The organism is Micromonospora sp. NPDC005237, assembly GCF_040607775.1.
Taxonomy (GTDB): Bacteria; Actinomycetota; Actinomycetes; order Mycobacteriales; family Micromonosporaceae; genus Micromonospora.
This window is the reverse complement of record NZ_JBEXHJ010000001.1, coordinates 368,671-395,488: the sequence shown is the minus strand read 5'-3', so window position 1 is coordinate 395,488 and position 26,818 is coordinate 368,671. Positions and strand designations below refer to the sequence as shown.

Annotated in this window: 23 protein-coding genes, 1 tRNA gene and 1 other RNA gene; 8 read left to right on the top strand and 17 right to left on the bottom strand. The window is 71.2% G+C overall.

Annotated features, from left to right (window positions below; genetic code table 11):
• Positions 1-117: 117 nt before the first annotated feature.
• Positions 118-240 carry a 50S ribosomal protein L36 gene (locus tag ABZT87_RS01915; protein ID WP_030490864.1) on the top strand — a complete coding sequence of 41 codons (123 nt, stop codon included), beginning with the start codon at positions 118-120 and terminating at the stop codon, positions 238-240.
• Positions 241-310: 70 nt separating this feature from the next.
• Here the strand turns inward: ABZT87_RS01915 and ABZT87_RS01910 are convergent, their stop codons facing one another.
• The 5 genes from ABZT87_RS01910 to ABZT87_RS01890 form a co-directional block, all read right to left on the bottom strand.
• Positions 311-3,586: a S8 family serine peptidase gene (locus tag ABZT87_RS01910; protein ID WP_355132959.1), complete on the bottom strand. Its 3,276-nt coding sequence runs from the start codon at positions 3,584-3,586 to the stop codon at positions 311-313.
• Positions 3,587-3,701: 115 nt separating this feature from the next.
• A complete protein-coding gene (locus tag ABZT87_RS01905) occupies positions 3,702-4,355 on the bottom strand; it encodes a hypothetical protein (RefSeq protein WP_355132957.1) in 654 nt (217 codons plus the stop codon).
• Between the two features lie 8 nt (positions 4,356-4,363).
• Positions 4,364-4,846, bottom strand: a complete 483-nt coding sequence (locus ABZT87_RS01900; protein WP_354860799.1) for a sigma-70 family RNA polymerase sigma factor — start codon at positions 4,844-4,846, stop codon at positions 4,364-4,366.
• Between the two features lie 436 nt (positions 4,847-5,282).
• Positions 5,283-5,355: transfer RNA gene (locus ABZT87_RS01895), tRNA-Ala, on the bottom strand.
• An 88-nt stretch (positions 5,356-5,443) separates the two neighbouring features.
• Positions 5,444-6,034 (bottom strand): YqgE/AlgH family protein, encoded by a 591-nt coding sequence (locus ABZT87_RS01890; RefSeq protein WP_234583082.1) that lies wholly within the window; start codon positions 6,032-6,034, stop codon positions 5,444-5,446.
• Between the two features lie 172 nt (positions 6,035-6,206).
• Here ABZT87_RS01890 and ABZT87_RS01885 point away from each other — a divergent pair, with 172 nt between their 5' ends.
• On the top strand, positions 6,207-7,007 hold the full coding sequence (locus ABZT87_RS01885) for an S-methyl-5'-thioadenosine phosphorylase (protein ID WP_355132955.1): 801 nt from the start codon (positions 6,207-6,209) through the stop codon (positions 7,005-7,007).
• Positions 7,008-7,149: 142 nt separating this feature from the next.
• The gene (mdlC, locus tag ABZT87_RS01880; RefSeq protein WP_355132953.1) at positions 7,150-8,745 is read left to right on the top strand and encodes a benzoylformate decarboxylase; all 1,596 of its coding nucleotides are present in this window, start codon (positions 7,150-7,152) and stop codon (positions 8,743-8,745) included.
• A 42-nt stretch (positions 8,746-8,787) separates the two neighbouring features.
• On the opposite strand, the gene ABZT87_RS01875 is transcribed toward mdlC, so the two are convergent.
• From ABZT87_RS01875 to pruA, 10 genes are all read right to left on the bottom strand, one after another.
• Positions 8,788-9,735 carry a hypothetical protein gene (locus ABZT87_RS01875; protein ID WP_355132951.1) on the bottom strand — a complete coding sequence of 316 codons (948 nt, stop codon included), beginning with the start codon at positions 9,733-9,735 and terminating at the stop codon, positions 8,788-8,790.
• A gap of 44 nt (positions 9,736-9,779) precedes the next feature.
• Positions 9,780-10,268: a hypothetical protein gene (locus ABZT87_RS01870; protein ID WP_355132949.1), complete on the bottom strand. Its 489-nt coding sequence runs from the start codon at positions 10,266-10,268 to the stop codon at positions 9,780-9,782.
• Between the two features lie 142 nt (positions 10,269-10,410).
• Entirely contained in the window at positions 10,411-11,067 is a 657-nt protein-coding gene (locus tag ABZT87_RS01865) for a hypothetical protein (RefSeq protein ID WP_355132947.1), read from the bottom strand.
• 278 nt (positions 11,068-11,345) lie between these two features.
• Positions 11,346-11,721, bottom strand: a transfer-messenger RNA (tmRNA) gene (gene ssrA, locus ABZT87_RS01860).
• 104 nt (positions 11,722-11,825) lie between these two features.
• Entirely contained in the window at positions 11,826-12,305 is a 480-nt protein-coding gene (smpB, locus tag ABZT87_RS01855; protein ID WP_354859076.1) for an SsrA-binding protein SmpB, read from the bottom strand.
• Between the two features lie 151 nt (positions 12,306-12,456).
• Positions 12,457-13,332 (bottom strand): permease-like cell division protein FtsX, encoded by an 876-nt coding sequence (ftsX, locus tag ABZT87_RS01850; RefSeq protein ID WP_355132945.1) that lies wholly within the window; start codon positions 13,330-13,332, stop codon positions 12,457-12,459.
• A gap of 67 nt (positions 13,333-13,399) precedes the next feature.
• Positions 13,400-14,080 (bottom strand): cell division ATP-binding protein FtsE, encoded by a 681-nt coding sequence (gene ftsE / locus ABZT87_RS01845; protein WP_354859071.1) that lies wholly within the window; start codon positions 14,078-14,080, stop codon positions 13,400-13,402.
• A gap of 118 nt (positions 14,081-14,198) precedes the next feature.
• On the bottom strand, positions 14,199-15,320 hold the full coding sequence (gene prfB / locus ABZT87_RS01840) for a peptide chain release factor 2 (RefSeq protein WP_354859069.1): 1,122 nt from the start codon (positions 15,318-15,320) through the stop codon (positions 14,199-14,201).
• 64 nt (positions 15,321-15,384) lie between these two features.
• A complete protein-coding gene (locus ABZT87_RS01835) occupies positions 15,385-15,900 on the bottom strand; it encodes a PadR family transcriptional regulator (protein ID WP_007455856.1) in 516 nt (171 codons plus the stop codon).
• A gap of 176 nt (positions 15,901-16,076) precedes the next feature.
• Positions 16,077-17,705: an L-glutamate gamma-semialdehyde dehydrogenase gene (gene pruA / locus ABZT87_RS01830; protein WP_354859066.1), complete on the bottom strand. Its 1,629-nt coding sequence runs from the start codon at positions 17,703-17,705 to the stop codon at positions 16,077-16,079.
• Positions 17,706-18,172: 467 nt separating this feature from the next.
• Here pruA and ABZT87_RS01825 point away from each other — a divergent pair, with 467 nt between their 5' ends.
• Positions 18,173-19,303: a hypothetical protein gene (locus ABZT87_RS01825; protein WP_355132943.1), complete on the top strand. Its 1,131-nt coding sequence runs from the start codon at positions 18,173-18,175 to the stop codon at positions 19,301-19,303.
• A 104-nt stretch (positions 19,304-19,407) separates the two neighbouring features.
• Here ABZT87_RS01825 and ABZT87_RS01820 read toward each other — a convergent pair whose 3' ends face one another.
• The gene (locus tag ABZT87_RS01820; protein ID WP_355132941.1) at positions 19,408-19,917 is read right to left on the bottom strand and encodes a hypothetical protein; all 510 of its coding nucleotides are present in this window, start codon (positions 19,915-19,917) and stop codon (positions 19,408-19,410) included.
• 214 nt (positions 19,918-20,131) lie between these two features.
• On the opposite strand from ABZT87_RS01820, the gene ABZT87_RS01815 reads away from it, so the two are divergent.
• Both ABZT87_RS01815 and ABZT87_RS01810 read left to right on the top strand, forming a co-directional pair.
• Positions 20,132-20,359 carry a helix-turn-helix domain-containing protein gene (locus ABZT87_RS01815; RefSeq protein ID WP_053657286.1) on the top strand — a complete coding sequence of 76 codons (228 nt, stop codon included), beginning with the start codon at positions 20,132-20,134 and terminating at the stop codon, positions 20,357-20,359.
• A gap of 240 nt (positions 20,360-20,599) precedes the next feature.
• Entirely contained in the window at positions 20,600-21,181 is a 582-nt protein-coding gene (locus tag ABZT87_RS01810; protein ID WP_355132939.1) for an Rv3235 family protein, read from the top strand.
• 277 nt (positions 21,182-21,458) lie between these two features.
• On the opposite strand, the gene secA is transcribed toward ABZT87_RS01810, so the two are convergent.
• Positions 21,459-24,386: a preprotein translocase subunit SecA gene (gene secA, locus ABZT87_RS01805; RefSeq protein ID WP_354859054.1), complete on the bottom strand. Its 2,928-nt coding sequence runs from the start codon at positions 24,384-24,386 to the stop codon at positions 21,459-21,461.
• Between the two features lie 168 nt (positions 24,387-24,554).
• On the opposite strand from secA, the gene ABZT87_RS01800 reads away from it, so the two are divergent.
• Complete coding sequence (locus ABZT87_RS01800; protein ID WP_355132937.1) at positions 24,555-25,706, top strand: GNAT family N-acetyltransferase; 1,152 nt, start codon at positions 24,555-24,557, stop codon at positions 25,704-25,706.
• A complete protein-coding gene (locus ABZT87_RS01795; RefSeq protein WP_355063075.1) occupies positions 25,703-26,818 on the top strand; it encodes a GNAT family N-acetyltransferase in 1,116 nt (371 codons plus the stop codon). Before ABZT87_RS01800 ends, ABZT87_RS01795 begins: the two co-directional genes overlap by 4 nt.

Sequence of the window (26,818 nt, the reverse complement as noted above, 5' to 3'; positions counted from 1 at the left end):
ACGGACGCGGGACGCCAAAGGTTCGACCGCCCGGGGCCCGGGAATCGTCCGGCGGGCCTCGGCGTTTCGATAGGCGGTACGGATTTCAGGCCAGACCCCCAGGCCGAGGAGGCAGACATGAAGGTACGTAGCTCGTTGCGTGCGCTGAAGCAGAAGCCGGGTTCGGTGGTGGTCCGTCGTCGCGGCCGGGTGGTCGTGGTGAACCGCGCGAACCCGCAGTGGAAGAGCCGTCAGGGCTGATAACAGACTTATCGGATATACCTCCGCCGGGGCGGATGCGGCACGATTACCGCATCCGCCCCGGCGCTGCTTACTTGACGGCGTACGCGCGGATCACGGTCACCGTGGCGGTGTTTCCCGTGCGGTCGGTGGCGGTCACGCGCAGGGAGAGGTAGCCGGCTGCCGGGTTGGTGACCCGCAGCGTCCGTCGGTCGGCGCTGACCGAGGCGGACCGCCAGGTCTTCCCGTCGTCGACCGAGAACTGCGCGGTGAGCGTGCGGTTGGCGGTGGCCGCCGAGCCGGCCAGCGGCGTCACGGTGACCGGCACGGTGAAGGTGCCGGCCGGCGCGGCGTTGTTGCTGTCCAAGGACGGGCTGAACCGTACCGTGGACAGCGGCAGCCGCGTGTCGCCGTTCGCCGAGGAGAACGTCCACGCACCGCTGACCACGGTGCTCAGCCGGTGCGGCGCAGGACTGGTCGCGGACATCTCCAGCCGGTAGTCGCGTCGTTCCGCCGGCACCATGAACGTGCCGTCCAGGGATGCGGTCTCGCCGATCACGGCACCGCCGGCGTACAGGGCGGTCCGGGCGCTGTCCGTCAGGTATCGCTGGCCCCAGTGTCCGGCGCCCTCGCCGAACAACGGGATGCTGGCCTCGATCGTGTCGCCCTTGCGGAAGACGGTGTCAAGGTCGCCGTCGGCGACACCGGGATCCAGGGGCGCGAAGACGGCCCTGTTCCAGTCCTGCTGGTAGACCCGACCGGCCGTGAACGCCTGCGCCGGTCCGGCCGTCTGGCTGACCCGCTCCGGCCCGTACTCCGGGTCGGTCTGCACCTGCTGCTCGAAGGTGGTGCTCCACTGCACGCCGCCCTGCGTGCCGAGATATTCGGTGCGCTCGAACGGCAGCGAGAACGGCAGGCCGACGGTGCCGCCACTGACCGTGCCGACGACCGGCCAGTTGTACTTCGCGCCGGTGGCGCCGTCGGCCTCGCGGGCATAGTGAGCCTTCACCGTGGCCAGTTCGGCCGCGGTGACCTGCTTGTCGAAACCGGTGTAAAAGACCCCCTGGCGGGTGTACGAGGTTTCGTACGTGTAAGGGCTGTCGAGGAACCCTTCGGCGTCGTTCTTCCACCGGGCGAAGACGCTGGAAATCGAACTCTGGAACCCGGTCACCGCGGTCGCGGGGCCGATCTGGCCGACGTGCAGGTCGCCGGGCACCACGGATTCCGTCGTGAAGCCGGCATTCCGGCCCGTCCAGTACGCGTCGACCTTGGCCGTGGCCTGCCGGGCGTCCGCGCGAGGAACTCTGATGGTGACCGGACCGGCCTGGCGGGCGTCCAGCGTCACGGTCCTCGTGGCGTCGGCCACGAAGCTGGTCTGCACCAGCATGGTGGTGTCCGTCTCGCCGTAGACATTGCCGATCAGGCCGTACCTGCCCTTGGGCAGCCGCACCGTCTGCGCCTCCTCGCCGTCAAAGAGCTGGTACGACTGAGGGGTGTCCAGCCCGATGAGGAGGTCCCAGTAGTTGAGGTTCAGCAGCCCGTCCCGGCCGAGGTGGCGGAACGTGACGTCGTAGCTCTCCACCTCGCGCTCGACCGCCGTCGGGGTCTCGACCCGGACGTCGCCGGGGGCGGTGGCCACGACCCGGGCGCTCCGGATCCCGTCCGGACCCTCGCCGCGGGTGTCGGACGTGACGGTCGTCGTCGCGGTCCCGCCGGCCGGCACGGTCAGGCTGGTCGCGGCGACCGTGAAGGTGTCCGCGTCGCCGTCGACGGCCACGGTCAGGGTGACCGGCGTGGTTCCGCCGTTGCGGTAGGTGAGGGTCTTCGTGACCGGCGTGTCGTCGGTGTGCGGCCACTCCTGCTCGCCGAAGCTGACACTGCCCTCGTCCACCGAGATCGTCTGACGCACCGCCCGGGCAACGTCGAGCCGCCCGGCGCCCTGGGCGAACACGTCGATCCCCTCGCCCGGTTGCGCGGCGCCCATCAGCAGCGTCTTGCGCTGACGCGACGACCAGCCGGGGTGCTGCTGGGTGACGATGGCGGCCGCGCCGGCAACCATCGGTGCGGCCATCGACGTGCCCGACAGACTCGTGTACCGGTCGGAGACCGGGGCACCCGCATGTCCGGCGGCGGCCCGCGCCGCCACGATGCCCACACCGGGTGCGGTGATGTCCGGCTTGATCGCCCCGTCACCGAGGCGCGGACCACGGCTCGAGAAGCCGGCCAGGTGATCCTGGTCGTCGACCGCGCCGACCGCCAGTCCGGAGTCAGCGGCGGCCGGCGATCCGATCGTCCGACTGCCGAGCAAGCCTTGATTGCCGGCCGAGAGGACGAACAGCGTGCCGTATGCCGCGGTGAGGTCCTCAACCGCCTGCTCCAGCGGGTCGACCTCGGGGGAGTCGGGGCCGCTCAGGCTCATGTTGACCACCGGGGCCTTCTGGGCGGCCCACTGCATCCCGGCCAGGATCGCTGACTCGTCGCAGTAGTTGCCCTCGCACACCTTGCCCACGGCGAGCTTCGCGCCCGGCGCCACACCACGGTACTTGCCGCCTGAGGCGGCGCCGCTGCCGGCGATGATCGAAGCGACGTGCGTGCCGTGGCCGTCGATGTCGTCCGCCGCGGAACCCTCGAGGAAGTTCTCGTTCGCCACGATCCTGCCGGCGAAGTCCGGGTGTCCGGCGTCGATTCCGCTGTCGAGCACCGCCACCGTCACGCCGGTGCCGTCCAGGCCCTGCTGCCAGGCCGCCGGCACGCCGACCTGCGCCACGGCGGTGTCGAGGGCGAGCGTGCGCTTACCGTCCAACCAGACCTTGTCGACGCCCGGGCTCAGGGACCGGTCAGTGGCGGCACCCCGGGTCAACGAATTCCACAGGTCGGCCTTCTTGGCGCGCGACGCACGCACCGCCAGCATCCCCAGCCCAGAAATGTCACGACTCACTCGGGCGCTCGCATCGACTGCTGCCCGCGCGTTCGCGCTCTTCTCGTACGAGAGAAGCAGGGGCAGGTCCCGGTCGCCGGTGTAGCCGAACTCGGTCAGTGCCGTGAGGTCGAACAACCGCTTGTCCAGCCGACCCTGGCGCAGCAACGGCAGCGCGTCGACCGGGATCACGAGGCGGTGACCCTCGCTGGTCTGGTTCACGAAGCGGACTCCGGCACGACCGGGCGCGCGCTCGATGGCGGTGCCGCCCTGCGCGGAGACGACGACCCGGTCACCCGTGATCAGCGTGATGCTGACCGACTCCGACGCGCGACTCCCCTTCTGCGCGGGGGCCGGTGCCGCCTCGGCGCCGGCGGGCGTGGTGGCACCGAGTACCGCCGCGATGGTCCCGGCCAGCAGAGCGGCTGCGACGTTGCGTCTACGAATCACGAGTTCTTCACCGACAGGTCACACATGGGCTTTCCTCTCAGGACTCAAGGAGATGGTGAAACGCGAAAACGCCGGTCCGCTACGGATCGAGTCCGTAACGGACCGGCTCTCGGGCTCAGCTCACGACGGACCGGCAGTTCATCGGGGCGTCCTTGGGCACCAGGGCCCAGGCCACCTTCGCGTAGCCCTCGCCCTTGTGCACCGGGAAGACACTGAAGTACAGGACGCTGCCCTTCGGCATCTTCGACGGCGCGATCACCCACTCCGAGTCACCGGACACGCCGTCCTCGTCGACCCCGGGGATCCGCTCGAACGTCAGGACGTCCTTGATCTGGGGCAGTTCCCTGCCCTTTGGCGTACACAGGAGATCCGGCTTGACGACGGCCGGAACGCCGGCGTCGGCCAGCGCCTTCTCCAGCGCATCGGGATCGATCACCTGCTTGGACCTCAGGCGCAGCTGCACCGAGCCGTCCGCCTGCCTGACCACCGAGAACGCCGCCGGTTCCATGGCCGGCGCCGTGGCGTCACCCGCCGAGGCCGCCGGCGCCGCGGTGCCGCCGGCCGGTGACGAGCCGGAAGGGCCGAAGCCGATCGGCAGGGCCAGCGCGATGGCGGCCAGGGCGGCGAGTCCCCCACCGGCGGCCACACCGAACACGCCACGGTTACGCCGGCGGGCCCGGCCGCGCTTCTCGATCGCCTCGACCGGACGGTCCATCCGCACGCCGGAAAGAGTTTTTCTCATCGCGTTGAGCACCTCATCCTCGTTCATTTCGAGTCCTAACTGGTCACGGGCACGAATTGCGCCCGCAGGGTCGCTGTGGCGCGAGACAGGTGGACGGCTACGGTCCGCGGTGAGATGCCCAGTTCGTCGGCCACGGTGTTGGCGTCCAGGTCAAGCCAGACCCGCAACACGATCACTTCGCGTTGCCGTTTCGGCAGCCGACGAATGGCGCTCAGCATCGCCTGGTCGACGTCGTGAACGTCGTCATCCGGCCGGGGCAGGTCGTGGCCGTCGAAGGCGACCTCGCGCCGACGCCGCCGCCACCAGGACACCCGGACGTTGAGGGCGGTACGCACCACCCACGCCGTCGGTGCCGGATGCCGACTCACCTTCCGCCAGGATGCCCAGGCCCGCGCGAACGCCTCAGCGACCAGATCCTCCGCCAGCGCACGATCACCCGTACTGGCCAGTACGGCACGCAGGCAGTTGTCCCGGCAGCGCTGGTAGAAGTCCGCGAAGTCCTTCCGTTCTTGCTCCACACCTGGCACACGCATGAGCACCGTGATTCATTTACCGCAGCCGGAAAAAGATTTGCACGAGGTCCGTCGACGGGGCCCGGTGGTCGCGATGGTCCGCAGGCCCCGCAACACCGCCGCCTGACCGGCGCGCGGTGGAGCTGGTCGATGGCATCATGCCCTGGACTGAGCATGTTCATCGATTTCAGGGGGCGACGGTGCGCGGAGAAGACAGGTCAGCGACCCGACGGCGTACGCGCAGGTTCGTGGCCGGCGCGGTTGGGTGTTCGGTCGCTCGCTCTCCAGCGCCGGCACCCTCGGCACGGTGACAAGGCTCGGTGTCGGCGACTGGCCGAAGGTCACCCTGGACGACGACGGGGACGGCCTGGTCACGTGGAACGCCCGGGTAAAGCCGAACGCCCTGGCAGGGAATGATCCCCGCCAGGGCGTTTCGCAAGGGTGGAGCCGAGGGGACTCGAACCCCTGACCCCCACACTGCCAGTGTGGTGCGCTACCAGCTGCGCCACGGCCCCTTGCTGTCGTCCCGGTCGCCCGGGCACTGGGAAACTATACACAGACCGGCCGGCATGGTCATCTCGCGGGGGTCCCCGCCCAAGCGGGTCAGTTGAGGGCCACGTCCGGCGGGAAGTGGGCGACGGCGGCCATCATGCCGCCCTGCCGGCGCAGCACCATCGGCCACAGGTCGTCGGGGCGGTCGACGAAGGCGTCGCCGGGCAGAGCGTCCAGCAGGAACCAGGACCCGTCGGCGATCTCCTGCTCCAACTGCCCGCTGCCCCAGCCGGAGTAGCCGGCGAAGACCCGGATCCCGCCGATGCTCTCCCGCAGCTTCTCCGGGTCGACCGAGAGGTCGATCGTGCCGACCGCGCCGGAGACCTGGTGGAAGCCCTTGAGCCGGCGCAGCGGTTGCCGCATCCGGGCCAGGCAGATCGCCGAGTCGGGCTGCACCGGGCCGCCCTCGAAGAGCACCGCCGGGTGGCGGGCCAGGTCACTCCAGTCACCCAGCACCTCGGCGACCGGCACCTCGGTGGCCCGGTTCAGGACCACGCCGAGCGCGCCACCCGGCTCGTGGGCGACCAGCAGCACCACCGTACGGTCGAAGTTCGGGTCCTTGAGCGCCGGAGTCGCGACCAGCAGCCGCCCGGTCATCGACTCCATCGCTCGTCCGCCGATCGCCTGGCCCTCTCCCTGCATCTCACCTACCCGTCAACCGTGAGCCCGCACCGGGGATCCGTCATTCGCCGGATCCGCACGGTGCATCGGGATCAGCCGCGCTGTCAACGCCATGCCTGGCACCATAGCCTGCGTCCCCGGTGCTGGCTAAGGTCTGACCGGCGGGTGATCGGACAGTTGCGACGGAGGCTCCATGACACCGACGGCGGACCTCGCGGTGATCGGCGGCTCCGGCCTCTACGCCCTCCTCGACGGCACCCCTCATGAGCTGGCCACCCCTTACGGTCCACCCTCGGACGCGGTGACCATCGCGGAGGTGGCCGGGCGGCGGGTGGCGTTCCTGCCCCGGCACGGTTCCGACCACCGGTACCCGCCGCACCGGATCCCGTACCGGGCCAACATGTGGGCGCTGCGGTCCCTCGGCGTACGCCAGGTTTTGGCGCCGTGCGCGGTCGGTGGGCTGCGTCCGGAGCTGGGGCCGGGCACGTTCGTGGTGCCGGACCAGCTCATCGACCGCACCAGCGGGCGGGTGCAGACCTACTACGACGAGGGCGCGGTGCACGTGCCGTTCGCCGACCCGTACTGCTCGCGGGGCCGCCACGCCCTGCTCGCCGCAGCGGCCGGCCGGGACGTCACGGCTGTGGACGGCGGGACGGTGGTGGTGGTCGAGGGCCCGCGGTTCTCCACCCGTGCCGAGTCCCGCTGGTTCGCGTCGATCGGCGGCACTGTCGTGAACATGACTGGCCACCCGGAGGCGGTGCTCGCCCGGGAGATGGCGCTCTGCTACTCCTCCATCGCGTTGATCACCGACCTGGACGCCGGGGTGCAGGCGGGCGAGTCGGTGACCCAGGACGAGGTGTTCCGGGTCTTCGCGGCCAACACCGAGCGCCTGCGGGACGTGCTGCTCGACGCCGTGGCCGCGCTGCCCGCCGAGCAGGACTGCGCGTGCGGCCGGGCGCTGGACGGCATCAAACTGCCCTTCGCGCTGCCCTGACCTGCGCCGCACGCGGAACGGTGGGCGAGCCGGACCCCCGACGGCCGGGAAACGCCCGAAAGGTCCGTCACATCCCGATAGATTCGGCTGATCGGGAGGGCGGCCACGGTCGCCCCTGCGCGCGACACGGAGGCAGGTGACGATGGCAACGGTCCGGGACGCGACGTACGACGTGCTCCGCACCCTCGGCATGACCACCGTCTTCGGCAACCCCGGCTCCACCGAGGAACCGTTCCTGCGGGACTTCCCGGCCGACTTCCACTACGTCCACGCGCTGCAGGAGGCCACTGCGGTGGCGATGGCCGACGGGTACGCCCAGGCGGCCGGCAGGCCCGCGCACGTCAACCTGCACACCGCCCCGGGAATGGGCAACGGCATGGGCAACCTGGTCACCGCCTGGCACAACAAGACGCCCCTGATCGTCACCGCCGGCCAGCAGACCCGGGAGATGCTGCTGCTGGAGCCTCGGCTGACCAGCCGACGGGCGGTCGAGCTGCCCGAGCCGTACGTCAAGTGGAGCTACGAGCCGGTCCGCGCGCAGGACATTCCGGCGGCGCTGCTGCGGGCGTACGCGACCGCCGTGCAGCCGCCCGTCGGGCCGGTCTTCCTCTCCCTGCCGATGGACGACTGGGCCCGGCCCGCCGAGGCGCCTCCCGCGTCGCGCACGGTGGCGACCCGCTTCGGGCCGGATCCGCAGCGGTTGGAGACGTTCGCGCGGGTGTTGGCCGACAGCCGCGACCCGGTGCTGGTGTTCGGGCCCGGTGTGGACCGCTCCGGCAGTTGGCCGGCGGCCGTCGCCCTGGCCGAGCGGCTGGCCGCACCGGTCTGGTCGGCCCCCGCACCGGAACGGGCCGTGTTCCCGGAAGATCACCCGCAGTTCCGCGGGGTCCTGCCGTTCGCCATCGGGCCGCTGGCCGAAGCGCTGCGGGGGCACGACACCGTCCTGGTCGTCGGCGCCCCGGTGTTCCGCTACTACCCGCACGTCCCGGGCGACCACCTGCCCGAGGGCGCCCGCCTGCTGCACGTCACGGACGACCCGGACGAGGCCGCCCGAGCCCCGGTCGGGGACAGCCTGCTCGGCGACCCCGGGCTGACTCTCGCCGCGCTGCTCGACCTGGTTCCGGCCGCCAACCGACAGCCGCCGACGCCGCGGGCCGCTCCGGCGCCGCCGGAGGTCACCGTGCCGCTGAGCGCCGACGCGATGTTCGCCGCGCTGGCCGCGCACTGGCCGGCCGACGGCGTGCTGGTCCAGGAGTCACCGTCCAACCTGTCCGCACTGCGCCGCCATCTGCGCATCACCCGGCCGGCGTCGTACTTCACGATGGCCAGCGGCGGGCTCGGCTACGGCCTGCCGGCCGCGATCGGGGTGGCGCTGGCCGAGCGGGACACCGGGCGTCGCCGGCCGGTGGTGGCGGTGATCGGCGACGGCTCGTTCCACTACTCGGTGCAGGCGCTGTGGACCGCCGCGCGCCTGGCACTGCCCGTGGTGGTCCTCGTCCCGGTCAATCAGCAGTACGCGATCCTCAAGGCGTTCGCCGAGTTCAAGGACACTCCCGGAGTGCCCGGCCTGGACCTGCCAGGGCTGGACATCACCGCCATCGCGGCCGGCTACGGCTGCGCCACCGAGGTGGTGCAGACCCCCGACCAGCTCGGTGCCGCCCTCGCCACCGGGCTGCGCGCCGAGGGACCCACGGTGCTGCCGGTACCGATCAGCACCGACGTTCCCACGATCCTCTGACCGAGCCCGCGCGGGCGGTCAGCGGCAGAGGCCCGGCGGCCGTCACCGGGCGGCGATCGTCAGCGGTGCGCCGGTGAAGACGTCCAGCACCGGCCGCGCCCCCAGCGGGGCGGCCAGGGTGACGGTGACCGGCTCCAGCTTGAGCACGTCGGTGCAGACGCCGGTGGACCGGGTGACCGCGCCGCCGACCACGACCACGTCCGGCCGTTCCAACACCACCGGGGTGATGTCGGTGTCGCAGGCGCCGACTCCGAGCCGGGCGGTCAACCGTGCGCCGTCCACCGCCACCATGTCCTGGGCGGCCACCAGACCCTCCGGCAGTGGCTGGGTCGGCGTGGGCGCCGGGGGGACGGGCGTGACGGCCGTCGGCGCGACGGCGAGCTGGGCCACCGGGGTGGCCAGCTCCTCCACCGTGAACAACCAGGCCGGGACCTGCGCCTCACCTCGACTCGTGCGGACCGGCACGGCACCGAGGGTCACCCCGGTGACGGTCAGCGGAAGGCAGGCTGTCTCCGTCGTGCTGGTCGCCCAGCCGTCCGGCCCGGGCTCGACGGTGGGACCGCCGGGAGTCGGCAGCCCGGGCCGCTTCGGCCGCCCCGGGCAGGGCAGCGGGTCACCCCGGTCGAGCTGCCGGTACGCCTCGACCGCGCTGACCAGCGGCAGGGTCAACCGCCCGTCCGGGAACCGGATCTCGGCACCGACGCGGGTGGGCGGGATGGCGACCTGGGCGCGGTACCAGCCGGACCGGAAGGCCGTCTCGGTGTCCGGCGTGAAGCGCGGGTCGCCGGTGAGCACCGTCGGCCCCTGCAGGGGGACGTAGCCGTCACGCCAGCCGGGACCGGGCCGCCACGCCGCGGCGACCGCGCTGGCCCGCTGGTCGAAGGCGCGATGCGCCGTTGTGGTGGGTCCGGCGGCGGGCTCGGCGCCGGTCGCGGCGCAGCCCACCATGGACAACAGCGGCAGTACGAGCAGCAGAACCGGTCGACGCATGCCAGGTTCGACGGGACCGCCGCCGGGCGGGTTCCCGCCCCGGCTCAGGTCTCGCCGCCCAGATCCGTCTGGTACGCCTGCCAGAGCAGATTGGCACCACGCCGCCGATGCCGGGCCAGCGTCCGCAGCAGGTGCCCCGCCCGGCGGCGCAGTTCGTCGGGGCCGGCCTCGGACCGCTCGGCGACCCGCTGCACGGCCAGGATCGCGGCGACGATCGCGGTGTGCTCCCGGGTCAGCAGCCGGATCCCGTGGTCGAGGCGGGGTGAGTGGGTGAGCAGTTCCCGATAGAGGCCGGCCGGCCCTTCGGTGACCCGGACGTGCTCGGCGAAGCCCTGCCCGACCGGACGCAGGCGGAGCAGCACGATCTCCCGCCAGCGCGGCTCGGTCGTGGCGACCGCGACGGCACGGGCCAGGGCGTGCAGGTCGCCGGCGAGCCCGGCGGGCCCCGGCTCACCGGGGAGCCCGGCCGGATGCGTGCGGGCGGCGGACGGCCGGGAGGTGACTGACGGCTGCTGGACTCCACCGGTGACCATGGCACCTCCCGCGCGGGTCTGCTAACCCATACCGTGATGGTGAACCCGCCCGTTCGCCCTGTCCAGAGGCGTTTCCTGCTCATCCGTCCCACTGGTAACACCGGCCCCACCGGGACGTCGGACACCGCCGTCAGCGGGCCGCTCAGGCGTCCGCCAGACGCCGCAGATCGGCGGCGACGGCGCGGGCCTCGTCACTGGGCTCCGCACCGGGTCGACCTGCCGCGAACGCGTCGGCGAGCGCGCGCAGCTCGGACGGCGGCAGGACGGGCAGACCCATCCCCCGCAGCGGGATGGTGACCCGATGCCCACTGGCCCGATCGGTGACGACGATCCCCGGCGATCGACCCGCACGAGCCGACGGGTCGGCCCCCACCTCCCCATGGGAACGGGAGTCGACGCGGGCGATGGCGAGATCGACGGTACGACTGCGGATGGCGCCCCGCACCCGCACCCGGCTGCCGTCCAGCCAGGCGGCCGTACGCAGCACCCGCAGCACCAGGTAGACGCCGAGCAGGACGAACGGCAGCCCGCACAGCCCGAGGAACGGTCCGGGCCCTTCCGAGCCGCTCGTGGACTCCCGCAGCGCGGGCGGCAGCATTCCCGGCGGCAGATCGCGGGCCTCCTCGTAGGAAGCGAACCCGTCTCCCGGGCCGGTGAGGCGGCGCACCAGCCCGCCGGCGAGCAGGGGCACCAGCACGAACGCCGCACCGATCGCCGCGACGAGGACCCCCGTCACCACCGCGACCGTGCGCTGGCCGGCTGACGCGCCGACCGACAGGCGCAGCTGCTGGTTCGTCACAGCGGCAGCGTAGGCGGCGCCGACCCCCCGCAGTGCCCGGCGTCGGTGTCGCGGCGCGGCGGGCAACCCAGCGCGACGGGCAGCCCGCGCGACGGGCAGCCCAGCGCGGCGGCCCAGCGCGCGGTGATCCACTCCAGGTCGCCGATGTGGGGGTGTCCGGACGTCTGGACCCCCGCAGGTCGGCGATGTGGAGTGGATCAACCGCCTCGGCTTCCGAGGTCGCCCGGCGGATACGACGATGCGCCCCGGCCGGTGGGCCGGGGCGCATCGTTTCGAGGTGGTGGAGGTGCCGGGAATCGAACCCGGGTCCTTCGCCGGTTTGTCAGGGCTTCTCCGAGCGCAGCTCGCTGTGCCTCTACTCGGCCCCACCGCTCACGCGAGCAAGTTGGTGTGACGGGCCCAGTCGCTGATTGATCTCGCCGCACGGACCCCGCGACCGGGTCCGATTGGCCAGCCTTCTAGCTGATGCCGGCTACTGGGACGAAGGCGTTCCCAGGCCGACAGACTTAGCTACTCGCCTCAGGCGGCGAGAGCGAAGTCAGCGCGATTGTTCTTGGCGCTTATAAGTTTCCGACGACCGATTCTCGAGACGACGTCGGCTTCCTCGGCTCGCTTCCCCTGTCGCTGCGTACGAAGTCGAAACCAGTCACCCCCTCGACAGGCCGCCTTTGCGGCGGCACTGACAAGACTAACGCCTGCCGCAACGGGTTTCATCCCGAGCCCCGGGTCGGCGCGCCGACCCGGGCAAAAAGGATGAATCAGTCGCCCATTCCCTTGCCACGTCGACCGGACACCCGGGCGATCTCCCGGTCCGCGTCGCGCTTGGCGAGGTCCTGGCGCTTGTCGTATGACTTCTTGCCCTTGGCCAGGGCGATCTCGACCTTGGCCCAGCCGTCGGAGAAGTAGACCTGCAACGGGACGATGGTCAGACCACCCTCGCGGGTCTTGCCGACGAGCTTGTCGATCTCGCCCCGGTTGAGCAGCAGCTTGCGCGTACGCCGGGGCTCGTGGTTGGTCCAGGTGCCCTGGGTGTACTCCGGGATGTGCATCGCGTGCAGGTACAACTCGCCGTCGCGCTCCTGGGCGAACGCGTCGACCAGCGACGCCCGCCCGGCCCGCAGCGACTTGACCTCGGTGCCGGTCAGCGCCATGCCCGCCTCGTACGTGTCGAGGATCGCGTAGTCGTGGCGGGCCTTCTTGTTGGAGGCGACCACCTTGCGCCCCTTTTCCCGTGGCATCGGCGCCACCCCCTCTCCCGGAAACGTCCGTCGCCGGGCTCACCCCGGCCGGACAACCGATCATGCTACCCGAATGACAAGGACCCTCCCGCGCCGTTTATTCCGGCCGCGGGAGGGTCCCCGAGTGACGACGGGACGACCCGTACGCTGCCTAGACCCGCAGGTAGAAGCGCAGGGTGATCCATGCGGTGGCGGCGCTGACGAGGCCACCGACGCCGGCCATCAGCGGGAAGATGAACAGGATGTCACCCCAGCTGATCGGCGACAGCAGGCCCTGCAACGCCTTGAGCGACCCGTCGAAGAGCAGATACTTCGCCGCGACCAGGGCCACCAGGCCGAGCAGTGAGCCGATCAGGCCGGCCACCACGGCCTCCAGCACGAACGGCGCCTGGATGAACCAGTTGGACGCGCCGACCAGCTTCATGACCGCCACCTCACGCCGCTTGCTGTACGCGGCGACCTGGATGGTGTTGGCCACCAGGAGCAGTGCGGCGATGGCCATCACGATCGCGGCGGCCAGGGCGATGTTCTGGATCGCGGTGAGGACGTCGAAGATCTTGTCCAGCAGTCGACTCTGGTCGACGATCTCGTCGACACCCTCGGTGTCCTTGTACTGGTCGTAGATGTTCTTGTACTGCTCCGGGTTGTTCAGCTTGAGCCGGAACGACTCCGGCAGCTGGTCCGGCTTGACCGCGTTCACCAGGTCCGGCGCGTCCTGGTACATCTCCTGGAACTTCTTGTACGCCTCGTCCTTGTTGACGTAGATGACGTCCTTGACCAGGGGGTCGTTCTTCAGCTTGGCGTCCAGGTCGGTTCGCTGCTGCTCGCTCACCTCCTGACTCAGGAAGATCGAGACCTCGATGTTCTTGTAGTAGAGGTCCTTCATGTCGTCAACCTGGCGGTACATGAGACCGCTGGCGCCGAGCATGGTCAGCGAGACCGCCATCGTGATGATCATCGCGATGGTCATGGTCACGTTGCGCCACAGTCCGACCAGTACCTCGGACAGGACGTATTTCACGCGCATCGGGATTTCCTCCGGGTCTCCGGCATGAGGTGTTCGTCGTCAGGCTGCGCAGGGGCGGAGCGCCGGCTCACCCGTAGACGCCGCGGGCCTGGTCACGCACGATGCGACCGCTCTCGATCTCGATGACGCGGCGGCGCATCTGGTTCACGATGTTGGAGTCGTGGGTGACCATCACGACGGTCGTGCCGGTGCGGTTGATCCGGTCCAGCAGGCGCATGATCTCGATCGAGGTGTCCGGGTCCAGGTTTCCGGTGGGCTCGTCCGCCAGCAGGATCAGCGGACGGTTCACGAACGCCCGGGCGACGGCGACCCGCTGCTGCTCACCACCGGAGAGCTCGTGCGGATAGCGGTGCTCCTTGCCACCGAGCCCGACCAACTCCAGCACCTCCGGCACGACCCGGCGGGCAACCGCCTTGGTCTTGCCGATCACCTCAAGGGCGAACGCCACGTTCTCGTACGCGGTGCGGTTCGGCAGCAGCCGGAAGTCCTGGAAGACGCAGCCGATCGAACGCCGGAAGTGGGGTCGCTTCCAGGAGCGCATCGACGTGACGTCCTTGCTGTTGACGAGGACCCGCCCCTTGTTGGGGGTGACCTCGTGCAGCAGCATCTTGATGATTGTGGACTTGCCGGAGCCGGATGGACCGATGAAGAAGACGAACTCGCCCTTCTCGATCGAGACGGACACGTTGTCGAGCGAAGGCCGGGACGCCTTCGGGTACGTCTTCGTCACTTGCTCAAGCTGAATCACGGGTGGTGAGTCTACGCGGTGTAACAACTGAGCCAAGCCCCACGCCCCGCAGAAGCGGCGCGCGTCGTCGAATCAGGCCCTCACCTGGAGATCGACGAAGCGCTCCGCCCGCGAGTCGTCACGCACCGTCGCCGGCGAGCTGCCGCTGCTTACGCCAACGGATGCCGGCCTCGATGAAACCGTCCAACTCGCCGTCAAAGACCGCGCTCGGATTGCCGGTCTCCTGCTCGGTTCGGAGATCCTTCACCATCTGATACGGGTGCAGGACGTAGGAGCGCATCTGGTCGCCCCACGAACCGGCCGCGTTCTCCTTGAGGCCCTCCAGCTTGGCCTGCTCCTCCTGGCGCTTGCGCTCCAGCAGCCGGGCCTGGAGCACCCGCAGCGCGGAGGCCTTGTTCTGCAGCTGGGACTTCTCGTTCTGGCAGGTCACCACGATGCCGGTCGGGATGTGCGTGAGCCGGACCGCCGAGTCGGTGGTGTTGACGCTCTGCCCACCGGGCCCGGAGGAACGGTAGACGTCGACGCGTACCTCGTTCTCCGGGATGTCGATGTGGTCGGTCTGCTCGGTCACCGGCAGCACCTCCACGCCCGCGAAGCTGGTCTGCCGGCGGCCCTGGTTGTCGAACGGGCTGATCCGGACCAGCCGGTGGGTGCCCGACTCGACGCTGAGCGTGCCGTACGCGTAGGGCACCTTGACCGCGAAGGTGGCCGACTTCAGGCCCGCCTCCTCGGCGTACGAGGTCTCGTAGACCTCGGTCGGGTAGCCGTGCCGCTCGGCCCAGCGCAGGTACATCCGCAGCAGCATCTCGGCGAAGTCCGCCGCGTCCACGCCGCCGGCGCCGGCCCGGATGGCGACCAGCGCCTCCCGGGAGTCGTACTCGCCCGAGAGCAGGGTGCGGACCTCCATCTCCTGGATGGATTTGGTCAGGCCGGTGATCTCCGTCTCGACCTCGGTCAGCACGCCCGGGTCGGACTCGGCCTCGGCCAACTCCAGCAGCACCCGGGCGTCGTCGAGCTGGGAGCGCAGACTGCCCAGCTTGCTGATCTCGCCGTTGACGTACGACAGCTGCGAGGTCACCTGCTGCGCCTTGGCCTGGTCGTCCCACAGATCGGGGGCGGACGCCTCCTGCTCCAGGCGGGCCTTGTCCTCGTGCAGCCGGTCCAGATTGAGGACGGCCTCGATGTTGCGCAGGGTCGCGTCGAGTTCCTTGAGCTGTTCGGCGTAATCGGCAGCGGTCACGACAGACAAGCGTACTGTGCCGGGAGCAGCACAGCTCGTTCCGTGTCGGCGAACCCGCCGGAGATCACCCGACGGGGGCGGACTTCAGCCACGACAGGGCCGCCCGGTGGTAGGCGACGGCGAACTCCAGCGCGCTGGCGTCGTACGTCTCGCCGTCCCGTTTGGCGTTCTTGACCTGTTCGCGTACCTGAGCGAGGGCCTCGGTGTGGTATTCGTTGGCCGAGGCGTACAGGCTCTTGAGCTGGCTGGACGAGTGCAGGTTGCCGAAGGCCATCCGGAGCGCGATCGGGTTGCGGATGGTGTCCCGCCCCGGGTTCTCCGCCAGCCAGCGGGAAAATGTCCGTTTCCCGCTTGCGGTGAGCGCGTACGGCTGGCTCATACGTGGGCCCGGCTTGCCGAGCCGCACGTACCCCCGCTCGGCCAGCACCGGCAACTCGCGGTAGACCTGACTGCGGGTCATCGACCAGTAGGGCGCCAGTCGGCGCTCTGCGGCGGCCATCAACTGGCCGCCTGTCATGGGACCCTCGTGGAGCAGCCCGAGCAGGGCCGCCGCCGTGGGGTTGACTCCGGATTCCGCCATGGCCGTTACGCTGCCACTTTGCGCTGCCGGCGTCCAGGATTTGGCAGTTTGCCACCCGACAGGACTTCCTATGTGCACTGTCGGCGGCAGACTGTCCGTTGAGGACTATCGATGGATTGCGGCCCCTCGGCCGACCGCTGGCGGCGCTACGCACGCCGCCAGCGGGTCGCCGCAGGTCAGCCCATGTGGGGGTACGTGTGGTCGGTCGGCGGCACGAAGGTCTCTTTGATCGTCCGCGGCGAAACCCAGCGAACCAGGTTGAGCCAGGAGCCCGCCTTGTCGTTGGTGCCGCTGGCCCGCGCGCCGCCGAACGGCTGCTGCCCGACCACCGCGCCGGTCGGCTTGTCGTTGATGTAGAAGTTGCCGGCCGCGTAGCGCATGCGCTCGCCGACCGAATCGATCACCCGGCGGTCGGTGGCGAACACCGACCCCGTCAGCGCGTACGGGGCGATCGACTCGGCCTGCGTGACCACCTCGTCGAAGCGCGCGTCGTCGAACACGTGCACGCCCAGGATCGGCCCGAAGTACTCGGTGGTGAACGTCTCGTGGGCGGCGTCGGAGCACTCGAAGAGCGTCGGCCGGACGAAGTATCCGACCGAGTCGTCGGCCGTGCCGCCGGCGAGCACCCGGCAGGTGTCGTCACCGGCGATCAACTCCAGCGCCGCGGTGTGCCGGGCGAACGCCTTGTCGTCGATCACCGCGCCGCCGAAGTTGCTGAAGTCGGTGACGTCGCCGTAGGTCAGCGAGTCGGCGGTGGCGGCCAGGCGGTCCCGCAGGCCACCCTCCCAGAGCGAACGCGGCACGTACGCCCGTGAGGCCGCCGAGCACTTCTGGCCCTGGTACTCGTACGCGCCGCGGATCAGCGCGGTGTGCAGGGCGTCCACGTCGGCGCTGGTGTGCGCGACCACGAAGTCCTTGCCACCGGTCTCGCCCACCAGCCGCGGGTAGCCCCGGTAGCGGGAGATGTTGTCGCCGACGGTCCGCCACAACTGCTGGAAGACCTTGGTCGAGCCGGTGAAGTGGATGCCGGCCAGATCCGGGTCGGCGAGCACCACGTCGGAGACCTCCTCGCCCCGACCGGTGACCATGTTGATCACACCGGGCGGCAGGCCGGCGGCCTCGAACAGCCGCATGGTGAAGTGCGCGGCGAACTGCTGGGTGGGGCCCGGCTTCCAGATCACCGTGTTGCCCAGCAGCGCCGGCGCCGACGGCAGGTTGCCGGCGATGGCCGTGAAGTTGAACGGGGTGACCGCGTAGACGAACCCCTCCAGCGGGCGGTGGTCGAAGCGGTTCCAGACGCCCGGCGAGGACGCGGGCTGCTCCTCGAGCAGGCGGCGGGCGAAGTGCACGTTGAACCGGAGGAAGTCGATGAACTCGCAGGCGGCGTCGATCTCCGCCTGGATCGCGGTCTTCGACTGGCCGAGCATGGTGGCGGCGTTGAGGGTGTCCCGCCAGGGGCCGGCGAGCAGCTCGGCGGCGCGCAGGAAGATCGCGGCGCGCTCCTCGAACGGCAGCGCCCGCCACATCGGGGCGGCATCCTTGGCTGCCTTGATCGCGGCGCGGGCATCGTCGTGGGTGGCGTGTGCGGTCACGCCGAGCACGTGGGCGTGCTTGTGCGGCTGCACCACGTTGATCGGGTCGCCGGCCGCCATCCGCTGCTCGCCGCCGATGGTCATCGGCAGGTCGATGCGCTCGGCGGCCAGCTCGGTCAGCCGCCGCTGGAGCCGGTCCCGGTCTCCGCTGCCCGGCTCGTAGTTGCGAACCGGCTCGTTGCGCGGCTCGGGTACGGAGAACACGGCATCCATCAAGGCTCCTGGCGATCTCGACAGCGGTGGCGAAACCGGACCCGCGGGCACCGACCGGACGGCCGGACACCGGACGCCGCGCGGGAGGGCCGAGCAGCGGCGGGACCTCCCCCGATTGTTTCATGCGGGGGTGCTCGACTCACCTCCACCACCACCCGGTTGCTCAGGACCGGCTGCCCTTTCTCTCCTTACCGACGCGTCGTGGTGGGGCTGGGCGACCGCCCCAGCCCCTGACGTTGGTCGCCGTCCGTGGGGCCGTTGCGGTTTCTTCGGAGGTACGCCTCGATGCGCCGCCCGTTCTGCGGAGATGCAGCCGTGTCCCTGGGCAGTCTGATGCCACTCGACTTCGTCGGTGTGGCTCGGCTGCGCCGGCTCGGCGTACTCGTGGGGTGTGGCTGGTCCGGCAGGGGTCGCGGCGGTCCGCGTACCCTGAATGGTCGGTGACCTGGCGCCTCGAAGGGGAGACGATGACCAAGCAGCCCGGCCGCGTCCCAGCCGCGGAGTCGGACCAGCCGGCGGTCGACGCGGCCTCCCCCGGCGGCCGACCGGTGTTCGCGCCCGGCGCGGCCGTGCTCGCGCTGCTGGCGCTCGGCTGGCTGGCCGCCATGCTCTGGTCGACCCGGGAGGCCATCACCTCGGCGGCGGCCGGCATCACCGCGATCAGCCTCTCCGCCTTCGCCCTGCCCGGTGTGATCTCGGCCGCGCTGGTGGCCGGGGCCGCCACCGCCCTGGCCGGCGGCAACCTGCTGACCCGGCGGTACGGCGACGGGGCGACCCTGCGCTTCGTCGGTGCGATCGGCGCGGGCATGGTGGTCGGGCTGATCGCCGCGCTGGCGATCAACCTCACCTACTTCGACACCTCGACCACCAACGTGATCGCCGGGACCACGGCGGCCGCCGCGATCATCGGCGGGGCGATCGCCGGCGCGCGAACGGCCCCGGCGGTCGGTGCGGTGGTGACCGCCGCGCTGGGCGCGCTGGTCTTCGTGGTGGCGTTCAGTCGTGCCCGGGACCCGCTGTTCGACCTGTTCGGCGCGGGCGACAGCCAGCAGTCGCTTGTCGACGCGGCCAAGTGGGTGTCGCGCACCGAGTCGCTCATCGCCGGTCTGCTGGCCGGGCTGCTCGCCTTCGGCTACCTCACCTGGGCACGGCGGCGAGCCCTGCGGCGCGATCCGCAGACGCCCGCGCTGCGCTGGCCGGCCTACCTGCTCGCCGGCGCCGGGCCGGGCCTGCTCCTGCTGCTCGCCGAGGTGATCATCCGGATCGGCGGCCGGTCGCTGCTGGACCTGGCCAGCGCGCTCAGCGAGGCGGACGCGGTGGCGCAGACGTCGCTGGGCACCTCGCGGGTGGACAACGGCATCTGGATGCTCTTCGTGGGGGCGCTGACCGCGCTCATCGCGTTCGGCCGCACGCTCGGCCCGGCGCATACCGATGACGACCCGGCCGTGGTCGACGATTCCGGCACCACGCCGCCGGCAGCCGAGAACGAGACCAACGCCGGCACTGGCACTGGCGAGGGCGAGGACGAGGACGAGGCGGACACGACCGGTCACGAGGCCGTCGACGTCGACCCGGCTCGGGCCGACCCGGCCCGCTGACCGCTGCCGGCTGGCCTGATCGCTCCCTGCCCGCTGACCAGGGCCGGCCCGCCTGATCGCTGGCGGCTCGCCTGATCGCTGCCGGCCTACTGATCGCCGCCGGCTCAGTCGGTGGCGCGGAGCAGCAGGTCCAGCTCGGTCACGTCGTACCACTCCAGCTCGTGATCCTCGGCCCCGTCGACGGTGAACTGGGCGTCCGGGTCGCCGGCAGCGGCCTCGGCCACCACGTCGGCCGCGGCGGCGACCTCCTCGACGGCGTCCGCGCCGTCCACGTGGATCGCCGCGACCGCGCCCACCGGCACGGTGTCGGCCAACGTCACCAAGCTGGACCCCAGCTCACCATCGCCACGGCCGAGCGCGGCGGGCGGCAGGTCGACCGAGACGACCACGCGGCGGCGGGGCGCGGCCGGATCGGCCCTGAGCAGGTGCAGCGCGTCCTGGGCAGCCCGGGTGAACGCGACGTACTCCAACTCCTCCTCGTCACCCTCGGCGTACCACTCGCGCAGCGCGGGCGTCACCGCGTGCGCCCGGTCGGCGGTCAGCCCCTGCTCGCGCAGGCGGGCCAGCATGGGCACGGTCGCCGGCACGTACACCCGGACAAGCTCGTCGGTCACCGGTCGTCTCCCCGCTCGGTCCTGTGCCGGCGGCAGCCGGCACGGGCGCAGATCATGCCGCACGCCGTGACCGTCATACACCCCGCCTCCGGCCGGTGGAAGTTTCCCGCCGGTGTGTCCGGCGCCGGTTGGCCCGCCGCCGGGCCGGGGACGCTGGGCGGTGAGCCCTACCGATGGCAAACTGATGCAAACGACGTCAACCCCGGGAGTTTTCGTGGAGCCGAGGTTCCTGCTGCTCTCCGACGTGGCCGCCGAGCTGAACGTGTCGGACTCGCAGGTCTACCACATGGTCCGCAGCGGGGAACTGCCGGCAATCAAGATCGGCGGACGCGGTCAGTGGCGGGTCGAACGCGCCCGGCTGGAGGAGTACATCGCGCAGAAGTACGCCGAAACCGCCGACTGGGTACGCGGTAACCCCCTCGTCGACCGCGATCCGGAGTAGGTCCGGGCAGCGCCGCCCGACAGGCGTGCCACCTGCGGCCCCGACCCGCGTGATCCACTCCGTATCGCCGAAATGGGGCTGTCCGGCCCGCCGGGATACCGCGATGTCGGCGAACCCGAGTGGATCATGCCAGTGGGCGACGCGTCCGTCGCCGCAGGCATTGACCGATGCCGTTCTGTCGCGCAGAATCGAGTCAGTCGGAGGCAAACGAAGGCAAACGCAAGATCAAAGGGAGCAGCGATGAGCGAGCGGCGACCCGGTCCCTCCCGGCCACCTGTGCGCCTGCGCCCCGTCCCGCCCATCGATCCGCCGTACCCGGACGAGACGTACTGGCCGGGGCCGACCCACGGCCAGCTCGCCCTCGACCTGTTCGCCTCGACACGACCGGATCCGGTCCGGCCGGCGGAGCGTCGCGCGGCCCCACGCCGTACGCCTTCGCGGCCGGCCAGCCACCCGGGTGCGCCACTCCCACCGGCGACCGCCCCCGAGGCGACCCGGGCCGCACACCGCTTCGTCGGCACCTGCCTGGAGGTGGTCAACGGCTACCGCTCGCCGGCCCAGGTACGCCCGCTGCTCGACCCGGGTCGGGCCGTCGAACTGCTCACCGAACTCGCCCGGGCGACCGGGCGGGCCGGGCCGGCTCGCCGTCGGGCAACCCGGCCGGCTCTACGGCTGCTCCGGATGCGGGTGTGCGAGCCTCGGGAAGCCGCTGTGGAAGCGGCTGCCGTGGTGAGCGGCGCCGGTGGCCGGAGCTGGGCCATGGCGCTACGCCTGGAACACCGGCGAGGCCGCTGGCTGTGCACGGCCCTGCACGTCCTCTGACAACCCGCCGCTTGCTCTGCGTTGATCGACTCAACTTCCAGGAAGTCGCGGTATCAACCTGGCGCTGACACCCCGACTTCCAGGAAGCCGAGTTGATCTCCCGCCATCCCGCCATCCCGCCATCCCGCCATCCCGCCATCCCGCCGCAGGCCACGAGCCACGCGGCCACGGGCCACCCGGCCACGGGGGTCGGAGGACGGACGTGGCGGGATGCGGGGGTGGGGACGCCGATGGGCCCCGGCCTCGTCGGCCAGGGCCCATCGGGACGTGCGGTCGGTCAGTTGCCGCCGTTGGGGGCGCCGTGGCAGCGCTTGTACTTGCGGCCCGAGCCACACGGGCACGGCGCGTTGCGGGACGGGCCGTTGCCGGCGTCGGCCTGGTTGGGGACCGGACGTCGGGACCCGGCGGTCGGAAGCGTCGGGCCACGCAGCCCGGAGGCCGGCCGCTGCGGGGCCGACGGCGCGCTCCGCCCGGGGGCTGCCGGCGCACTCTGGACCGGCCGGCCCACACCGAGCGCCGGTGCCTGCTGCTGCTCCTGTTCGACGTTGACGGCGCCGGGGCTGGCTTCACCGTCGATGGTCGGAGCCGAATACTGCAGACCCTGCCGCTGCGGCGAGCGGTTGAGACCCTTGGCCCGGATCTCCACCGGCTTGTCGAGCAGCGTGACCTCTTCCGAGTCGGCGGCCGGCTCCGGCTCGTTGACCTGGACGTCCACGTTGTAGAGGAAGCCGACGGTCTCCTCCTTGATGCCCTCCATCATGGTGGCGAACATGTCGAAGCCCTCGCGCTGGTACTCCACCACCGGGTCGCGCTGGGCGTACGCCCGGAGGTTGATGCCCTCCTGGAGGTAGTCCATCTCGTAGAGGTGCTCGCGCCACTTGCGGTCGATGACCTGGAGCAGCACCATCCGCTCGAGCTGGCGCACCCCCTCGGTGCCGAGCTGCTCCTCGCGGCGGTCGTACGCGGCGTTCGCGTCCTCCTTGAGGCGGGCGACCAGGAAGTCGGCGTCCATGCCGGCCCGTGAACCGCCGGCCTCCTCCTCCAGCTCCTCGATCGTCACGCCGACCGGGTAGAGCTGCTTGAGGCTGGACCAGAGCTGCTCGAGGTCCCAGTCCTCGCCGTAGCCCTCGGAGGTGGCGCCCCGCACGTACGCCTCGACGGTGTCGTCGATCATGTTGCGGACCTGGTCGGAGAGGTCCTCACCGTTGAGCACCCGCAGCCGCTCGGCGTAGACGACCTGGCGCTGCTTGTTGAGCACCTCGTCGTACTTCAGAACGTTCTTGCGGATCTCGGCGTTCTGACCCTCGATCTGGGCCTGGGCGCTCTTGATCTGACGGGTGACCATCTTCGACTCGATGGGCACGTCCTCGGGGATGTTGAAGCGCTCCATCACCGCCTCGACCGCGCCGGCCCGGAAGCGTCGCATCAGCTCGTCCTGCAGGGACAGGTAGAAGCGGGACTCGCCCGGGTCGCCCTGCCGGCCGGCGCGACCGCGCAGCTGGTTGTCGATCCGCCGGGACTCGTGCCGCTCGGTGCCCAGCACGTACAGGCCACCGGCGGCGGCGACCTCGTCCGCCTCGGCGTCGCAGGCCTGCTTCCAGGTGGGCAGGACCTCCTCCATCGCCTTGGCGTAGTCCTCCTCGTTCTCCAGCGGGTCGAGACCGCGCTGGCGCAGCTCGTTCGCCGCGAGGAACTCGGGGTTGCCGCCGAGCAGGATGTCGGTGCCGCGGCCGGCCATGTTGGTGGCCACGGTGACCGCGCCCTTACGCCCGGCCTGGGCGACGATCTCGGCCTCCCGGGCGTGGAACTTGGCGTTCAGCACGTTGTGCGGGATGCCCCGGCGGCGCAGCAGCTGGGAGAGGATCTCGGAGTTTTCCACCGAGACGGTGCCGACCAGCACCGGCTGGCCCATCTGGTGCCGCTCGGCGATGTCCTCGATGACGGCGTTGAACTTGGCCTTCTCCGTCTTGTAGATGACGTCCGGCCGGTCCTCGCGAACCATCGGCCGGTGGGTCGGAATGCTCACGACGCCGACCTTGTAGACCTTGTTGAACTCGCTCGCCTCGGTCTGCGCCGTACCGGTCATCCCGGACAGCTTGTTGTAGAGGCGGAAGTAGTTCTGGAGGGTGATGGTGGCCAGGGTCTGGTTCTCCTGCTTGATCTCCACCCCCTCCTTGGCCTCGATCGCCTGGTGCATGCCCTCGTTGTAGCGACGGCCGTGCAGGATGCGCCCGGTGAACTCGTCGACGATCAGGACCTCACCGTCGCTGATGATGTAGTCCTTGTCGCGCTTGTAGAGCTCCTTGGCCTTGATGGCGTTGTTGAGGTAGCCGACCAGCGGGGTGTTCACCGACTCGTACAGGTTGTCGATGCCGAGCCGGTCCTCGACCTTGGCGACGCCGCGCTCGGTGACCGCGATGGTGCGCTTGGAGTGGTCGACCTCGTAGTCGCCCTCGCCGTCCGTGCCGGGCTGGAGCCGGGCCACGACGCCGGCGAACTCGCCGTACCAGCGGGCGGAGTGCTCGGCCGGGCCGGAGATGATCAGCGGGGTGCGCGCCTCGTCGATGAGGATGGAGTCGACCTCGTCGACCACCGCGAAGTTGTGCCCGCGCTGCACCAGCTCGTCCTTCGACCAGGCCATGTTGTCGCGCAGGTAGTCGAAGCCGAACTCGTTGTTGGTGCCGTACGTGATGTCGCACTCGTAGGCGGCCTTGTGCTCGCTGGCCGGCCGGTTGGGCAGCACCACACCGACGGTCAGCCCGAGGAACTCGTGCACGCGACCCATCCAGGCCGCGTCGCGCTGGGCGAGGTAGTCGTTGACGGTGACCACGTGCACGCCGTCGCCGGAGAGCGCGTTGAGGTAGACGGCCATGACCGAGGTCAGCGTCTTGCCCTCACCGGTCTTCATCTCGGCGATGTTGCCGAAGTGCAGCGCGGCGCCGCCCATCACCTGGACGTCGTACGGCCGCTGGCCGAGCACCCGGGCGGCCGCCTCGCGGGCCACCGCGAACGCCTCCGGCAGCAGGTCGTCGAGGGTCTCACCGTCGGCGAGCCGCTCCCGGAACTGCTCGGTCATACCGCGCAGTTCCTCGTCGGTGAGGTTGACGTAGTCGTCCTCGATCGAGCTGACGGCGGCGGCGATGGCCTTGAGCCGGCGCACCATGCGGCCCTCGCCCGCATTAAGGACCTTTTCCAGAATCGACACGGATCAACGCTCCCCTAGACAGTCTCGAACCATCGTAGGCGCTCCATCGGCGCGATGGTCACTGGTGGCGGCGGTCCACCCCGCCGAACCCGACATAATTCGCGCACGGGGTCCGCCCGGGACGTAATCCGGTTACGCCTTCGGCGAACGTTCCGGCACGATGCACGGGTGGAGCCTGTGGAGATCGTCGAGGACGGCGTGCTGCTGCGACCCTGGCGGGAGGCGGACGCCGACGGCGTACACCGCGCCTGCCAGGATCGGGACATTCAGCGTTGGACCACCGTACCGCGCCCATACCTTCGCGAACACGCCCGCGGTTTCGTCACGGAGCTGAGCGCGCAAGCCTGGGCGGACGGCACCGGGGCGCCGTTCGCGGTCTGCGACGCGGCCACCGGCGACCTGCTCGGCTCGTGCGGGCTGATCTCCATCGACCGTGCCGGCACCGGTGAGATCGGCTACTGGACGGCCCCGTGGGCGCGCGGCCGGGGCGTGACCGTCCGGGCCACCCGGGCGGTCGCCCGCTGGTCCTTCGAGAAGCTGGGGCTGCGCCGGCTGCTCTGGCAGGCCGAGGTGGGTAACCACGCCTCCCGGCTGGTCGCGCTCCGGGCCGGGTTCCGGATCGACGGCCGGCTGCGGCAGGCGAACCCGGCGCCGGACGGCGGCTCGGACGGCTGGATCGGCTCGCTGCTGCCCGGCGAGGTGCCCGAACCCGGATCGACCGGGCCGGCCGGCCCCGGCACCCTGGTCGCCCGCCGGGCCGCCGTCTTCGGCCGCCCACAGCCGACCCTGTTCGCCACCTCGGCGGCCGCTGAGCTGCGGCTGCGACCGATGGAGGAGCGCGATCTGGACGCCGTGGTGCAGACCTGCCGGGACCCGGAGACGATCCGGTGGACCACCGTTCCGGACCCGTACGACCGCTCCGACGCGCAGGGGTACCGGGGCTACGCCCAGGACGCCTGGGCCCGGGGGGACTCCGCCTGCTTCGTGATCGCCGACCCGGACGACCGGTACGTCGGCACTCTGGACCTGCGGCTCTCCCCCGCCGACCCGCTGCTCGCGGACGTGGGCTTCATGACCGCCCCGGCAGCCCGCGGGCGGGGTAACCTGCCGGCCGCCCTGATCGCGCTGAGCGCCTGGGGTTTCACCACGCTGGGACTGGCCCGGATCGAGTGGAAGGCGAACGTGGGCAACACCGCCTCCCGGCGGGCCGCCGAGAAGGCGGGCTTCACCTTCGAGGGGACCGCCCGGGGCGGGGTCCAGCACCGGGGCGAGCGGGTCGACACCTGGGTGGCCGCGCTGCTCGCCGGGGATCTGGCATGACCGGGGCACCGCCGGTCGTCGAGGCGCACGGGGTGCGGCTTCGGCCGTTTCGAGCCAGCGACATCGCGGACCTGGTCGAGGGCTGCGCGGACCCGCTCAGCCAGCGGTTCGTGTCCAGCATGCCGGCCCCGTACACCGAGGTCGACGCCCACTGGTGGGTCGAGGCCGGCGCACCGGCGGTCTGGGCCGGCGGCGGCGCCGCGTACGCCATCGCGGACCCGGCCACCGACCGGCTGCTCGGCGGGGCCGGGTTGAGCAACCCGGTGCCCGGCCGGAGTCAGGCGGAGATCGGCTACTGGCTGCGGCCTGCGGCGCGGGGGCGCGGGGTGGCCACGGCCGCGACCCGCGCGCTGAGCGAGCACGCCTTCGGCGCCGGGACGCTCCGGCTGGAGCTGCTCACCGAGCTGGAGAACGCGGCGAGCCAGCGGGTCGCGCTGGCCGCCGGCTTCCGGTACGAGGGCCTGCGTCGGTCGGCCGGGCAGCGCCGGGACGGCGGCCGGCACGATCTGCTGACCTGGGTACGCCTCGCCGACGATCCCCCCGGCCCGACCCCCCGGCTGCTGCCCGACCTGCCCGACGGGGTGCTCACCGATCAGGTGGTGGCGCTGCGTCGCCTCGCGCCGGACGACGCGGAGATGATGTACGGGCTGCACAGCCGGCCGGAGGTGGTCGCCAACCAGGCCCCGCCGGTGCCACCGACGCCCGAGGCGATCGAGCGGCGCTGCCGGCTCGCGGAGAGCGCATGGCTGACCGGCGACATCGCCCGGCTGCTGATCGTCGACGTGGCCACCGGCGAGCCGGCGGGCAGCTGCGGTCTGTCGTACACCGAGGTGACCAGTGGTGAGGCGTCGATCGGCTACGCGCTGCTCCCGCGCTGGCGGGGGCACGGCTATGCCACCCGGGCGGTCCGGCTGCTCGCCGACTGGGCGTTCGGCCTGGCCGGCATCGCCCGGCTGACCGCCGGCACCGTGCCGGAGAACACCGCCTCGCATCGCGTGCTGGAGCGGGTCGGCTTCCAGCGCGAGGCCCTGCTGCGCGGTCGCCTGCCCGGCCTGGCGGGTGCTCGCCTCGACGACCTGACGTTCGCCCTGCTGCCGGCCGACCTGCGCTGA